Here is a 13,212-nt window from a genome sequence, read left to right as displayed (position 1 = left end):
AGTTATCGGTCAGCACTTAATGCAAGCTCAATTAACGGAAACTCGAGGGGCGTCAACCATCGCAGAAGCAAAAACGTTAATTCGTGAATGGCAGCCTGATATTGTCACCAGTGCCATGTACTTTGAAGATGGTACAGCACATCAGCTAATTGATTTTATTCACGCATCGAACTTAGAAGATACGGTTCATTTCATGTTGGTTTCAAGTGAACACCGCCCCGATCAGTTAGAGCAATTCAAGCAAGCAGGTATCGTTGCTATTTTACCTAAACCATTTAGCAGCCAACAACTGCAACGCGCAATTCGCGCTACTGTTGATTTAATAGAACCAGAATCCGTTGAGCTCAATTTATTTGACGTAGAAGACCTTCGTGTTTTACTTGTCGATGACAGCATGACTTCTCTACACGCGTTACGCCGTGTTTTTGAAAATATGGGCGTTGAACATATTGTAGAATCAAACAACGGCGTCACTGCTATTGAAATTCTCAATCAACAGTCGTTTGATTTAATAGTTACCGATTTTAATATGCCCGAAATGAGTGGAAGCGAATTTGCTCAACACGTTCGCCAAGACCCGTCTCATGCACACACCCCTATACTGATGGTGACTGCGCAAGCTAACGAGCTGCAAGTAACCAATATCAAGCAAAGCGGTGTCGATGCGCTAACAGATAAACCCTTTGAACCCGCAACGCTTAAAAAGCTGTTAATCAATTTATTAGATCAATAAAAAAGCCACTTCGGAAAGTGGCTTTTTATATCGAATAATATTCAAGGATTATTCGCTACGAGCCGGCTTTTGCTTATACTTGTTATACAGTTCAGTGTGACGACTTTCTAAGCTCACCGCACGGCCATTGATAAACATGTGCGTCAACGATTGTCCCATCGGATCAAGTAAATCCCCTTTTGAAACAACAATCGACGCCTGCTTACCTTCTTCAAGTGAACCCAGCTTATCGGCAACGCCCATAAACTCAGCAGGCTTAAGTGTAATCGCCTTAAGCGCTTGCTGTGCATCTAAGCCATAGGCAACCGCATTACCGGCCGCAAACGGTAAATTACGAACATCCCAGTAACCTGGATACGCAATCGCAAAGTTCACCCCAGCTTCGGCAAGACGAGCGGGGGTAGAAAATGCTTGGTCGTAGCCATCATCTTCACGCATCGGCAAACCAAACGGTGAGCCGAAAACAACCGGGATTTGCAATTCAGCCAGTTTGTCCGCGATGCGCCACGCATCGTAAGCCCCCACTAGGACGAGATCAAAACCATAGCTTTGGCTGACTTCAATAGCTTGCTCAAGCTGACGCTTATCTTGTGCATGCACATATAAACGCTTGCTGTCGTCAAACAAGCCAATCATCGCTTCCCAACGCTGGTCCTCGGGAATATCGCGACCTGCACGTTTGGCATCATAATAGGCTTTAGCGTCAGCAAATACTTGCTTAAGCTTTTGCAAGGCTTCAGCATTGGCTTTACGTTGCTCTTCTGCTGAGCGGCGCTCCCACCATGTATCTACCACATAAGTACGTGGCCAATTAATGTGTACGCCCTCTTCTGCCGCGACTAACGCATCTTGCCAGTTCCAACCATCGAGCTGCATGAGAGATGATTGCCCACTCACCATACCGCCTTCTGGCACCACTTGCGCATACGCCACTCCATTGTAGCGAACCGTCGGGATCACTTCGGAGTCAGCGTTAAAGGCAATGTGCCCCGCCACTTCCGGTGTTACATCACCGACTTCATCAGCATCACGAGTGGCCCTCACCGCCTCGATCTCGTTCAAACCTAACGTCGTGTCCATGGCAATTACACCCGGATACACATGTTGCCCACTGATATCGATTGCTTGCGCGTCGGCGGGTACCGCCAGATCTTGACCTATTGCGACGATCTTACCATCAGCAAACAATAAGTCGGTTTGACTTAAAACGCCTTTAGTCACCGTGTGTAAAGTACCGTTCTGCAACACGATGGGCTGTACTTGTTTCTTGCCTGGCACCTCGTCGTGCGCTACCGATTGCGTCACTGCGCATGCGCTAAGCAAAGCCGCGGTCAGTGCTTTATTAAGTAATTTCATGATTAATGTCCTCCATGGCTATGCGACTTGGCAGCGAAATGATCGAGCCAAAAGTCATGCTGAGTTTCGCAGTGCCACTCGGGTTGCTCTTTTTTATACGCGTCTTGTTCGCCTTGCTTCGCGGCATCGCCCGCTGCAAGAACTTTTTGAATAAGCGCTTGCTTTTCTTGTTTCACTTGGGCTTGACGTTGTTTATCAAGTTCACGGTCAAAGAACTTACGACCGTTAATCCAAGTCTGTTGCGCCTGCGCGTAGCTGCTCAATGGATAGTGATTCCAAAGCACAAAGTCCGCGTCTTTACCTTTCTCGATACTGCCTACGTACTGATCGACCTTGAGCTGCTTCGCTGGATTAATGGTGATCATTTTCAGCGCTTCGTGCGGTTCCATCCCGCAATAACGCACCGACTTGGCCGCCTCGGTATTCAAGCGACGTTGCAGATCTTCACTATCCGAGTTAATGCTAGTGAGTACACCGCGATCATGCATTAAGCAGGCGTTTTGTGGAATCGCATCATAGACCTCAAACTTGTATGCCCACCAGTCGGCAAAGGTCGAACCTGACGCCCCGTGCGCGGCCATTTCATCAGCCACCTTGTAGCCTTCGAGAATATGAGTGAAGGTATCTAAGGTAAAGCCAAAGTCCTCGGCGACCTGCATCAGCATCAAAATCTCCGATGCCACGTAGGAATGCGCGTGAACAAAACGCTCAGAATTCATGATTTCAATCAGTGCATCTAAACGGTAATCAGGACGTGGCGGTGCGGCTTTACGTTTCTCCGCAGCACTCAAGCGATCGTATTCACGTTTACGCTCTTGGTATTCCAGTGCGGCTTGGAAGCCATCGCGAATGATAGTTTCAACGCCCATCCGTGTTTGCGGATAACGAATCGTCATATCATCGCCCCAGTTGCTCTGCTTCACGTTTTCACCCAAAGCGAACTTGATAGAGGCGGGTGCTGCGTCAAACTTCATCACATCACCTGTGGCGCCCCAACGCAATTTAATGACTTGCGCTTGACCACCAATCGGGTTAGCAGAGCCGTGTAGTAGCTGTGCCATCGTGGTACCACCAGCAAGCGAACGATAAATATGAATATCATCAGAATTTATCACATCACCAATGCGTACTTCTGAAGTCACTGCTTCTGAACCTTCGTTCACCCCTTGGTCGATGGCAATGTGCGAATGTTCGTCAATGATACCCGGGGTTAGATGCATACCGGTGCCATCGATTTCACGAACACCACTTGGCGTGCTGAGGTTTTTGCCGATTGCAGCAAAGTTGCCGTCACGAACCAACACATCGGTATTTTCTAATATGCCTTGATCGGTTGCGGTCCAGACAGTTGCATTTTTAATTAATACATCTTCACGCTCTGGTAGGCCTTTTTGCCCATAGGCAACGTTCGGGAACGTTAATTCGCTGACGAACGTCGGCTCTGCTTGTTCTGCGGCCTGTTCATCTTTGTTCGTTGCTTGATAGTTCAACGCTAACCGTTGTTCGCTACCGCTTGGCGCCACAGCCACTAACTCAGCTGCATTCTGCGCTGTCTGCATCAACTTAAAGCGCCACGTACCTGACTCACCGGCGACATCCAGATCAGCCACAAAAGATAGTTGATCAATGCCGGAATCAAGATGACGTAACTGACTACTCTGATCGCCTAACTTAACGTCGCCCGAGAAGCTTGGTTGTGCCGTCACGCTCAGCGTTAACGAGTTACCTGACCAGTCAGTCGTATATTCACCCGCGAAATCCACTTGTTCACGAGGAATCAAATCAATTTCTTGACCTTGTGTCCAAACCGATTGGATCACGCCGTCTTTGAACAAATCACCTTTAGCCATAACAAAGTCGGCCATGTAGCCTTGTTGCAGCTTACCTGCTTTATCTTCGATTCCCGCGATTTTGGCAGGGATGGTAGTCAGTGCGGCTAAGGCTTGGCGTTCGGTTAAGCCGTTTTCCATGGCTTTCTTTACATTAGGCCAAAATTGATCGGCTTTATCTAAACCGTACAGCGTTAATGCAAAGTCAACGCCTGCGTTGGCGAGCATACCGGGGTTAGCAGGTGCGCGTTCCCAGTGCCGGAGTTTCGCAAGATCAACATCAAGGTAAGCATCTACGCCTGAGACGTCTGGGGCTGCGGGGAAGTTGACCGGCACAATTAGATCAGCATCCGTTGCTTTCACTTGTTCTAAACGCGCATATTCGTAGCCTGAGGCTAGGTAGATCGCAGGCACATTAAATTGATCAAATACTTTATCAGCGCGTAATAGCGATTTTTCATCTTCTATTTTGAAAACGATACCGGTTTGCTCAATGTCCTTTAATGCATCAAGTGCCGCATTAAATTCGACCGGTCCGTTGTATGCTTCCTTACCGTAGGCTTTTTCGTACCACTGTGCGTCTGATAGCGTTTGTCGTATGAGCGCAATACTCCCCATTAACGAAGTGGGATATTGTTGTTGCGACGTTCCCTTATCGAACGAGCCAAATTGACGCGTCGAGGGTTGGTAGATCGTCTCATTCGCAATTTTGTCAGCTAACGAAACGGTGGCTCCGTAACCTTGCAAAATACCATCTAAACGTGCTGTTTGAACGCTAGTGAAGCCGCTAGCTATCCATTTTTTAGCCGCATCGGGCGTGTTTTCGAACGTTGTGTACCAGTGCTGCTGCGCGTGGATGGCGTCGTTGGCTGCGTTGCCACCTTCACGGTGGTTGTTGTAAATGGGCGTTTCAGACCAATCTGGTTGAGACGCCTGCTCAACACCATAATCGGTGTAAGCATCGATGAAGCCTGGATAGATATGATATCCCGTACCATCAATCACTTTTGCGCCTGCTGGTACTTTACCGTTCTTAGCGACAGAAACGATCTTACCGTTATTGATCACTAAGGTCGCATTAACAATAGATTGCCCAGGCTCCGTGGTAATGGTGGCATTCTGAATAGCAACGAGCGATGGTGTATTGTCGCGCATGCCATTGACGCGTGTCGTTTGATCGGCACTCACGGACGTTGCGAAAACGCTCGTAACCGCCAAAGCCAACGCGCTCAGCTGGTGCTTCGCATTCATGGTTGTTCCCCAGTAGTTATTATTTTCATGTAAAGAGTTAGACAAAATTGTAAATTAAAGCGTATGTAACATACGTAACAAGACATAACAGATAGAATGTGCAATATTATCGTTAAATAATCTAGCGCAGAGGATATAAAAATGAAAAATACAACAGTTTCAGCTGTATTGGCTGGTGTCATGTGTTTAGGCGTGTCGACTTTCGCACATGCGGACAAACATGCATTCAACGATGCTGAGTCAGCGGTGAAATACCGTCAAAGTGCATTGTCCATTATGCGAGATAACTTTGCCGCAATGGCCGCGATGGTGAAGGGTGAAGAGCAATACGATGCCGCAGTGTTTAGCAACCGCGCTAGCGACTTCGCTCGCCTGACTCATATCCCATGGGATGGTTTTGCTGTTGAAGGCGCAATGCCTGGTGACGATACCGATGCATTACCGGCTATTTGGGACAATTGGGAAGATTTTGAGTCGCGCGCAAATCAACTCATCACAGATGCGGATAGCCTCGTTGACGCAGCTGCTTCGGGCTCGATGGATGAGATTAAGCCTGCATTTATGGCCGCGGCGAAAAACTGTAAAGGTTGCCACGACCAATATAAAGATTAAGTTGTTGCGGGTGATGCTGTTAAAGCAGCATCACCAATATAAACCAAACCGCAAGCGCGATTACCAAGCCTTGCCAACCCGATTTTAGTCTCGGCACTTGACTAGCCGTGTATCGATACCCGGTAATCATGGCTGCCAGCAGCCGGTAGCCGAGTATGCGATAAAGCAAAATCGCCAAAATATGTAATGCTACCAACCCCAAAATGACGTTAAATTGCGTTTTATGCCAGTCGGTCAAAAAGTCCGCTACATCAGACGATACCCAGTCATTGAGTGGACCGGAAAACAGTATTCCGTCAGTCGCAAAAAGTCCGGTGCCTATTTGAATCATCAATATCAGCAACAATAGTAAAACCGAATAAGCACCTGCTGGGCTATGTGTATTGCCTGACTCATAGCGTTTGCTAAATAGCGCACCTAAATGACTCAGAACCCGTTTGGGTGAGGTGACAAACGCGCTAAAACGAACGTTTTCACTACCGAAAAAACCCCACCCAACACGGGTGATTAATAGAGCTGCAAGGGCAATCGCAATATCCTGATGCAGATCCATTCGTCCTTCTTCACCGGTCCACCACAGCCCAGCAACGGCCGCGACCATTAACCAATGATAAATACGGATGAAACTATCCCAGATTTTTATGCGCTGAAACTTCTCGTTCACAGATTATCTCCTGACTAGGCAAATCTTACGTTCAGTGCTAGGGTAAAACGAAATGCTCAAGAACGGTAGTATCATAAGGACGTATATCATGAATATCTTAATTGCTGATGATGACTTTATCAGCACGGAAGTATTAAAGGCGATGCTGGCACAGTATGCGGGAACACTATATCACGCCGAGAATGGTGCTCAGGCTTTGCAAGTGGCGCAACAAAACACGATTGATATTTTCTTTATCGACTACGAAATGCCGGACATGAATGGCGATGAAGTCGCGCGACGTCTACGCGCAGAACCTCACTACACCGAAACACCGATTATTGCCATCACCAGTCATCAAAGTGCGACTGAAATGGAAGCCTGCCGAGATGCAGGAATGGACGCAACACTGCATAAACCTGCTTCTCCAGACGCACTTGCCGAACTGATGAGTCAATATCAAGTTAGCCGGTAGCCGCCCCTCTAAAGCGCTGGTCATCCGATAACTGGACGAGCGCTTCACTTTCTTGCAGAAACTGTTCTGCAAACTCGCCAAAATACCCATTCACTTGTTGAAATGTTTCGACGAAGTTCGCTTTGTCACCCCGCTCTAACACATCCAAAGTATGTTGAAAACGCGCTAAATAACGTTTGATAACATCGAATTGTTCAGGATGGGACTGAATGATATCAGCATACAAATCGGCATTTTGGGCAAAGAGACGTCCAACCATCATTAATTCCATCCGATAAATCGGCGAACTTAATTGTAAAAGCTGCGCGATGTCCGCCTGTTCTTCGGCCATATGTGCACCGTACACAAAGGTGCTCAAATGCCGCATCACTTGAATCCAGCCCATACTCGAATCATGTGCCTGAGAGTCAACCCACTCTACATGTGCACCCCAATTAGTGAATTGCGCGATAAGCCACTGGTACGCTTCCGCTTTACGTCCCTCACATGCAACCACAAGCTGTTTAGCGAGGTTAGGTACTGAGGGACCAAACATCGGATGCAGTCCTACGACGGGACCTTCATGTTGCGCTAACATCTGCTGCAGAGGTTGATGCTTAATACTGGTTAAATCAGCTAAGACACAGTCATCGGGTAACTTAGGAAGTTCGCTGATAACCTGTGCTGTGATATTAACCGGCACAGCGATAACAACCAGTTGGGGGTGATGCTCGGTAATATCACTCAATGCATCACCTTTATCAATCACTTTGACCGTGTAACCGGTTTGTTTAAACAAACGACAAAACAGCGTGCCTAGACGACCACGTCCACCGACAATAACGACTGGTCGTTCCAAATCAGACGAGGTAGGTGTCGCTTGCGCGGTTTGTGTACGATAGGACTCACGAATAATACGGCGCAATACATCCTCGATTAGATCGGGGCTGAGTTCCATCTGCTCAGCTTGCTGACGCCGCGCAGAAATCATCTGCTGTTCACGTTCAGGAACATAGAGCGGTGCTTGAAGGTGCCGTTTCACATCACCCACTTGTTTAGTTAACTCAGAGCGTTGCTTGATTAACTCAATCAATTGGGAGTCGGTGTTATCAATCGCTTGACGCAATTGTTCTAATTGCTGCTTAGCATCGTTATTCATGCGCGTTTCTCACTTCCCCGGCTACGACTTTATAATACGCTGGTATGCGACCTGTATTGCTTGCATCTCGCTCACTGACCCCCCTTTATCGGGATGGCATTGATGTACCCGCTTGCGATACTGGCGTTTGACTTCGCTCATATCCGAAGTGGGCGCTAGCTCAAGCTGATGCCAAGCTTCATCAAGTGCCATACTTTGACGCTTAGGCGTCGAACCAGTCATACGAGACCAAAAATCATTTAATAGTTGTTCCACATCCTGTTGTGTTGTTTCAGTAAAGTTGGACCAATCTAAGTAATAGTCCGCTAGCGGATCGTTTGCTTTCAAAGAAGTCATGCCGCCGGCTTTATCTAAGTTCGTCGAGCTTGGCCTTGCTTGTATTTCGAGCGTGTGAATCTCGAGAGCCGTATGTCCGAACCATTCTTGGCGAATCAAATACAGGCAGTGAAACAGAATAAAGTGCGTTTCGAATAGTGCCTGAGTATCTGACAGTGCTTGACCGTCAAAAATAACGTAAGGCTCGGCTTTGAGCGCTTGGATTAACTCGTACTCGGTCCAACGTGACTGTTTGTTAAGCAGTTCTTCTAACGCTGCTTTTAGTATTTGAATCGATGCTTGCATGGAACCAGTCTAGCACAAACAAAAAAAAGCCCGGCAACTGAATTGCCGGGCTTTTTCTGCATCGAATGCTGCTTACAGCTTCTCGCGGATACGTGCAGACTTGCCCGAACGCTCGCGTAGATAGTAAAGCTTCGCACGACGTACTGCACCACGACGCTTAACAGTGATGCTGTCGACCAGTGGGCTGTGCGTTTGGAAAGTACGCTCTACGCCTTCACCGCTAGATACTTTACGAACGGTGAATGCAGAGTGCAAACCACGGTTACGAACACGGATAACAACGCCTTCAAACGCCTGAAGACGCTCACGGTTACCCTCAACTACTTTTACATTTACACTAACCGTATCGCCTGGAGCGAATGCCGGTAAATCTTTCTTCATTTGCTCTTCTTCAAGAGCCTTAATGATGTTCTGGCTTACTTTTGCCATGGTATATCTCCTTTCCTAGATAAACTGTACGTTAGTCATCGGACTCTTGTTGTTGAATAAACTCATTCAGCAACTGTTCCTGCTCGTCAGTCAGAGCTAGGCGATTAATTAACTCTTTGCGTTGCAACCAGGTTTTACCCAGAGCTTGTTGCAAGCGCCACTGTCGAATTTTTTCGTGGTTCCCGCCCAAAAGAACAGTCGGAACCTGCTGACCATTATAAGTCTCGGGCCGCGTGTAATGTGGGCAATCCAGTAACCCATTGGCGAACGAATCTTCGGCTGCCGAATCTTGGTGACCGAGGACACCAGGTACCATTCGAGCCACCGCATCGATAAGCACCATTGCTGGTAACTCACCGCCACTGAGAACGTAATCACCTATTGACCATTCTGCATCGACATATTGGTCAATCACACGCTGATCAATGCCTTCATAACGACCAGCGATCAGTATCATGCGATCATTTTGCGCTAATTGCGTCACGCCACCATGATCAAGTGTTTGCCCTTGCGGTGATAAGTAGATAACCGGTGTATCTTCACCCAACGCGGCTTTAGCTGCATTAATCGCATCGACTAAAGGTTGCACCATCATTAACATCCCGGGACCACCGCCGTATGGGCGATCATCAACCGTGCGATGTTTATCATGAGTAAAATCGCGAGGGTTCCATACCGAAACCGTTAGCAAATCTTCCTTGATAGCCCGACGTGTCACACCATGTTCAGTGATCGCCGAAAACATATCTGGAAACAAACTAATGACACCAATGTGCATTGTTTGCCTCAAAAATCTGCGGGCCAGTCCACCTGAATTTGCTGCTTCTCGTTGTCCACGTCCAGTACATACTGGCTTTGCACAAACGGAATCAGTCGCTCAGACTTTCCAAACGCATCATTTGAGTTTGCCGTCACGACCAATACATCATTGGCTGCGGTCGGCATGATTTGCTCTACTACACCCATATCGTAGCCTTGCTTATTTACCACACGTAATCCGATAAGGTCACGCCAGTAAAATTCGTCATCAGCTAACTCAGGCAATTTCTCTGCGTTAATGCAAATGCTCAAACCGGTTTTTGTCGCTGCTAATTCGCGGTCGTTGATGCCTTCTAACTGAGCAATAAGCCCATTGTTATGACGACGCCACTGAACCACATTAACGACTTCTTCCGTCGTTTGGCGAGCTGCATTCCCCTGCAGAGTCCAAGGGGTATAATCAAAGATATCTTCAGGGTTCTCTGTAAATGACTGAATTTTCAACCATCCTTTGACACCGTAGACGGCACCGATGTGGCCCACGACTAATGCGTCTGATGTTTGTTTCGTCATTACTTCGCTCCCTAATGCCTAGTTAATTACGCCGCTGCGCGCGCGTCTTTAACCAAACGTGCAACACGCTCAGAAAGCGATGCACCTTGAGATACCCAGTGTTCGATACGATCTAAGTCAACACGAAGACGCTCTTCTTGACCACGAGCTACCGGGTTAAAGAAGCCTACGTTCTCGATGAAACGACCGTCGCGAGCGTTGCGACTGTCTGCGACTACCATTTGGTAGAAGGGGCGTTTTTTAGCGCCACCACGTTGTAAACGAATGGTTACCATTGCGTTCCTCAATTTTTCTGTGTAAATGTAAAACGTAATTGCTATAAACAGCAAAGCCCTCCGATAGGTTCGGAAGGCTCGGCAATTCTACTGATTTTTACAACAAATGCAAGCTTATCGGGCGATAAAGGCGAGGTTGGGATTAACGGCCTCCAAACATCCCAGGCGGTAGTTTGCCGCCCATGCCACGCATCATTTTTTGCATGCCGCCACCTTTCATCTTCTTCATCATCTTTTGCATTTGCTGAAATTGTTTCAACAGCTTGTTGACGTCTTGCACTTGGGTGCCAGAACCCGCCGCAATTCGACGCTTGCGCGATCCCTTGATGACGTCTGGATGTTGACGCTCTTTAGGTGTCATCGAGTTAATGATGGCTTCCATGCGCAGGGTCATTTTGTCGTCCATTTGGCCCTTGATTTGGTCGGTCATTTTGCCCATACCCGGCATTTTTGCCATCAACCCCATCATTCCGCCCATTTCACGCATCTGAGCTAACTGATCACGAAAATCTTCCAGCGAAAACTGACCCTTCTTCATCACCTTGCGAGCAACCTTTTCGGCCTTTTCGCGGTCAACTTTTTGCTCGACCTCTTCCACCAACGACAAGATGTCGCCCATGCCAAGAATACGCGACGCGACACGGTCTGGGTGGAACGGTTCAAGGGCATCGGTCTTTTCACCAACACCTAAAAACTTGATGGGCTTACCCGTTATATGGCGAATCGATAACGCAGCACCACCCCGCGCATCACCGTCGGTCTTGGTCAAGATAACCCCGGTCAATGGCAGTGCCTCGTTAAACGCTTTCGCCGTATTCGCAGCGTCTTGACCTGTCATTGAGTCAACAACGAAGAGTGTCTCAACCGGCTTGATCTCGGTGTGCAGGTGTTGAATTTCCTGCATCATATCTTCGTCTATCGTTAAGCGGCCGGCGGTATCCACGAGCACCACATCAACAAACTGCTTTTTAGCTTCCGCAATCGCGCCTTGAGCAATTTCAACCGGGCTCTGTGCTGTTGTCGATGGGAAAAACGATACATCCACTTGTTCGGCCAAGGTCTCGAGCTGTTTAATCGCCGCCGGACGATAGATGTCCGCACTGACCACCATGACTTTTTTCTTCTGGCGCTCTTTAAGGTATTTGGCCAACTTACCAACTGACGTTGTTTTACCCGCACCTTGCAAACCCGCCATCAAAATCACCGCAGGCGGTTGCGTGCTTAAGTCAAGCGGTACGTTAGCTTCGCCCATCGCAGCTTCAAGCTCTGATTGGACGATTTTAACAAACACTTGGCCTGGCGTTAGGCTCTTGTTGACCTCGGTGCCTACCGCACGCTCTTTTACTTTGCCAATAAATTCCTTCACGACAGGCAAGGCAACGTCAGCCTCAAGTAACGCCATACGCACTTCGCGCAACGTTGACTTGATATTGTCTTCTGTCAGACGACCTTTGCCGCCAATGCTTCGCAACGTCTGGGTGAGACGTTCGCTTAAATTCTCAAACATAACCGCGATCTCTTCTGTTGTCGCAAAACGAGCTAATTTATATTATGGGGATAGTATATCTGAAAACCAACAAAGTTTCGCCCTTAGAGCGCTTGGGTTTAATTAATCAAGGGCGTATACTCATTCGTACTTTAGTTAACCTAGGGAAGCAACCGCAGTGCTTATTTCCGCATTACTCAGTGCGACACTCGTGCTTTATGTCGCCAGTGCGCTATTTATGCTGCAACAGGTTTTCAGACCACGTTCTCCGCTCACTATCGTTAGTTGGGTATCAGCTATTTTGGCATTAATCTGCCATGGCGGCTTAATTTACATGCGCTTAGCCAGCGATGAATTCGATCACCTAAACGTATCTTCTAGTTTATCGATTGTTGCTTGGCTGATTGCGTTGTTGTCGCTGTTCCGTGTCAAACAATCCAATAGTTTGTTACTTAAACCCGTTATCTATTTGTTTGCGGCCCTTTCAGCCCTGTTGCTCGTGCTGACACCAGCGGATCTTGGCGCTTATATTGGTTTTGGGCATGGACTGGTTATTCACATTGTCCTTTCATTAGTCGCGTATGGGGTACTCGCCCTAGCCACTTTGTACGCGATTCAAGCCAGCTATATTAACTATTTACTTAAAACCAAAAAAACCAGTGGCCTGTTTAAACAGCTTCCACCGTTAATGAATATCGAACGCTATTTCTTTAGGTTGCTGTCCGCGGGAACTCTATTATTGATTCTCGCAATTGCATCAGGCTTTGCTTTTCTAGACGATATGTTCGCACAAAACCAAGCCCATAAAACGATTCTTGCGATGGCTGCAGCGCTCGTTTATATCGTAACTTATGTGGCGCATAAGGCGACAGGATTACGAGGCAAACCAGTGATGGTATTAAGTATTTTAGGAACAGTCCTACTTACATTAGGGTATTTTGGCAGTCGCTTTGTCAAAGATATCATTCTCAGTTAAGTCTAAGCTTGACTTAATGGCTGAAAACACTAAATTGTCAGGTTCGCAACGACTAA

The 13,212-nt window shown here is 47.6% G+C and carries 14 protein-coding genes; 4 read left to right on the top strand and 10 right to left on the bottom strand.

The features are described from left to right. Positions 1-733: response regulator transcription factor (locus tag AWU56_RS05990; protein ID WP_286682005.1), on the top strand; the 733-nt coding region annotated here is incomplete at its 5' end. 48 nt (positions 734-781) lie between these two features. Here AWU56_RS05990 and AWU56_RS05985 read toward each other — a convergent pair. Together AWU56_RS05985 and AWU56_RS05980 are read right to left on the bottom strand one after the other, a co-directional pair. Further along, a complete protein-coding gene (locus tag AWU56_RS05985) occupies positions 782-2,089 on the bottom strand; it encodes an amidohydrolase family protein (RefSeq protein WP_286682004.1) in 1,308 nt (435 codons plus the stop codon). A gap of 2 nt (positions 2,090-2,091) precedes the next feature. Continuing rightward, complete coding sequence (locus tag AWU56_RS05980; RefSeq protein ID WP_006956633.1) at positions 2,092-5,169, bottom strand: amidohydrolase family protein; 3,078 nt, start codon at positions 5,167-5,169, stop codon at positions 2,092-2,094. A 141-nt stretch (positions 5,170-5,310) separates the two neighbouring features. Here AWU56_RS05980 and AWU56_RS05975 point away from each other — a divergent pair, with 141 nt between their 5' ends. Beyond that, positions 5,311-5,781, top strand: coding sequence for a c-type cytochrome (locus tag AWU56_RS05975; protein WP_006956621.1), 471 nt, complete (start codon positions 5,311-5,313; stop codon positions 5,779-5,781). A 19-nt stretch (positions 5,782-5,800) separates the two neighbouring features. On the opposite strand, the gene AWU56_RS05970 is transcribed toward AWU56_RS05975, so the two are convergent. Next, complete coding sequence (locus AWU56_RS05970; RefSeq protein WP_286682003.1) at positions 5,801-6,445, bottom strand: cytochrome b/b6 domain-containing protein; 645 nt, start codon at positions 6,443-6,445, stop codon at positions 5,801-5,803. A gap of 88 nt (positions 6,446-6,533) precedes the next feature. Between AWU56_RS05970 and AWU56_RS05965 the strand changes: the two genes are divergently transcribed. Continuing rightward, a complete protein-coding gene (locus AWU56_RS05965) occupies positions 6,534-6,899 on the top strand; it encodes a response regulator (protein ID WP_006956619.1) in 366 nt (121 codons plus the stop codon). Here the strand turns inward: AWU56_RS05965 and tyrA are convergent. The 7 genes from tyrA to ffh all read right to left on the bottom strand — a co-directional run bounded on the left by tyrA (position 6,889) and on the right by ffh (position 12,201). Then, the gene (gene tyrA, locus AWU56_RS05960; RefSeq protein WP_286682002.1) at positions 6,889-8,037 is read right to left on the bottom strand and encodes a bifunctional chorismate mutase/prephenate dehydrogenase; all 1,149 of its coding nucleotides are present in this window, start codon (positions 8,035-8,037) and stop codon (positions 6,889-6,891) included. The genes AWU56_RS05965 and tyrA overlap by 11 nt on opposite strands. 21 nt (positions 8,038-8,058) lie before the next feature. Continuing rightward, entirely contained in the window at positions 8,059-8,658 is a 600-nt protein-coding gene (locus AWU56_RS05955) for a DNA-J related domain-containing protein (protein WP_286682001.1), read from the bottom strand. A gap of 72 nt (positions 8,659-8,730) precedes the next feature. Beyond that, positions 8,731-9,087: a 50S ribosomal protein L19 gene (gene rplS / locus AWU56_RS05950; protein WP_006956616.1), complete on the bottom strand. Its 357-nt coding sequence runs from the start codon at positions 9,085-9,087 to the stop codon at positions 8,731-8,733. Between the two features lie 31 nt (positions 9,088-9,118). Beyond that, positions 9,119-9,865 (bottom strand): tRNA (guanosine(37)-N1)-methyltransferase TrmD, encoded by a 747-nt coding sequence (gene trmD, locus AWU56_RS05945; protein ID WP_286682000.1) that lies wholly within the window; start codon positions 9,863-9,865, stop codon positions 9,119-9,121. 8 nt (positions 9,866-9,873) lie between these two features. Then, a complete protein-coding gene (gene rimM, locus AWU56_RS05940; protein WP_272977659.1) occupies positions 9,874-10,419 on the bottom strand; it encodes a ribosome maturation factor RimM in 546 nt (181 codons plus the stop codon). 26 nt (positions 10,420-10,445) lie between these two features. Then, entirely contained in the window at positions 10,446-10,694 is a 249-nt protein-coding gene (rpsP, locus tag AWU56_RS05935; protein ID WP_006956612.1) for a 30S ribosomal protein S16, read from the bottom strand. Between the two features lie 142 nt (positions 10,695-10,836). Further along, entirely contained in the window at positions 10,837-12,201 is a 1,365-nt protein-coding gene (ffh, locus tag AWU56_RS05930) for a signal recognition particle protein (RefSeq protein ID WP_071462384.1), read from the bottom strand. Between the two features lie 157 nt (positions 12,202-12,358). Here ffh and AWU56_RS05925 point away from each other — a divergent pair, with 157 nt between their 5' ends. Next, a complete protein-coding gene (locus AWU56_RS05925; RefSeq protein WP_006956610.1) occupies positions 12,359-13,156 on the top strand; it encodes a cytochrome C assembly family protein in 798 nt (265 codons plus the stop codon). Positions 13,157-13,212: the final 56 nt, after the last annotated feature.

Source organism: Idiomarina sp. T82-3 (genome assembly GCF_001577655.1).
GTDB classification, from domain to species: Bacteria; Pseudomonadota; Gammaproteobacteria; order Enterobacterales; family Alteromonadaceae; genus Idiomarina; species Idiomarina baltica.
The sequence above is the reverse complement of the archived record's forward strand: the minus strand, read 5'-3'. Positions and strand labels throughout refer to the sequence as shown.

Excerpts from the sequence above, each read along its gene's own strand:
- AWU56_RS05985 (WP_286682004.1), bottom strand. The coding sequence starts at position 2,089 with ATGAAATTACTTAATAAAGCACTGACCGCGGCTTTGCTTAGCGCATGC.
- AWU56_RS05980 (WP_006956633.1), bottom strand. The coding sequence starts at position 5,169 with ATGAATGCGAAGCACCAGCTGAGCGCGTTGGCTTTGGCGGTTACGAGC.
- AWU56_RS05975 (WP_006956621.1), top strand. The coding sequence starts at position 5,311 with ATGAAAAATACAACAGTTTCAGCTGTATTGGCTGGTGTCATGTGTTTA.
- AWU56_RS05965 (WP_006956619.1), top strand. The coding sequence starts at position 6,534 with ATGAATATCTTAATTGCTGATGATGACTTTATCAGCACGGAAGTATTA.
- tyrA (WP_286682002.1), bottom strand. The coding sequence starts at position 8,037 with ATGAATAACGATGCTAAGCAGCAATTAGAACAATTGCGTCAAGCGATT.
- AWU56_RS05955 (WP_286682001.1), bottom strand. The coding sequence starts at position 8,658 with ATGCAAGCATCGATTCAAATACTAAAAGCAGCGTTAGAAGAACTGCTT.
- rplS (WP_006956616.1), bottom strand. The coding sequence starts at position 9,087 with ATGGCAAAAGTAAGCCAGAACATCATTAAGGCTCTTGAAGAAGAGCAA.
- trmD (WP_286682000.1), bottom strand. The coding sequence starts at position 9,865 with ATGCACATTGGTGTCATTAGTTTGTTTCCAGATATGTTTTCGGCGATC.
- rimM (WP_272977659.1), bottom strand. The coding sequence starts at position 10,419 with ATGACGAAACAAACATCAGACGCATTAGTCGTGGGCCACATCGGTGCC.
- rpsP (WP_006956612.1), bottom strand. The coding sequence starts at position 10,694 with ATGGTAACCATTCGTTTACAACGTGGTGGCGCTAAAAAACGCCCCTTC.
- ffh (WP_071462384.1), bottom strand. The coding sequence starts at position 12,201 with ATGTTTGAGAATTTAAGCGAACGTCTCACCCAGACGTTGCGAAGCATT.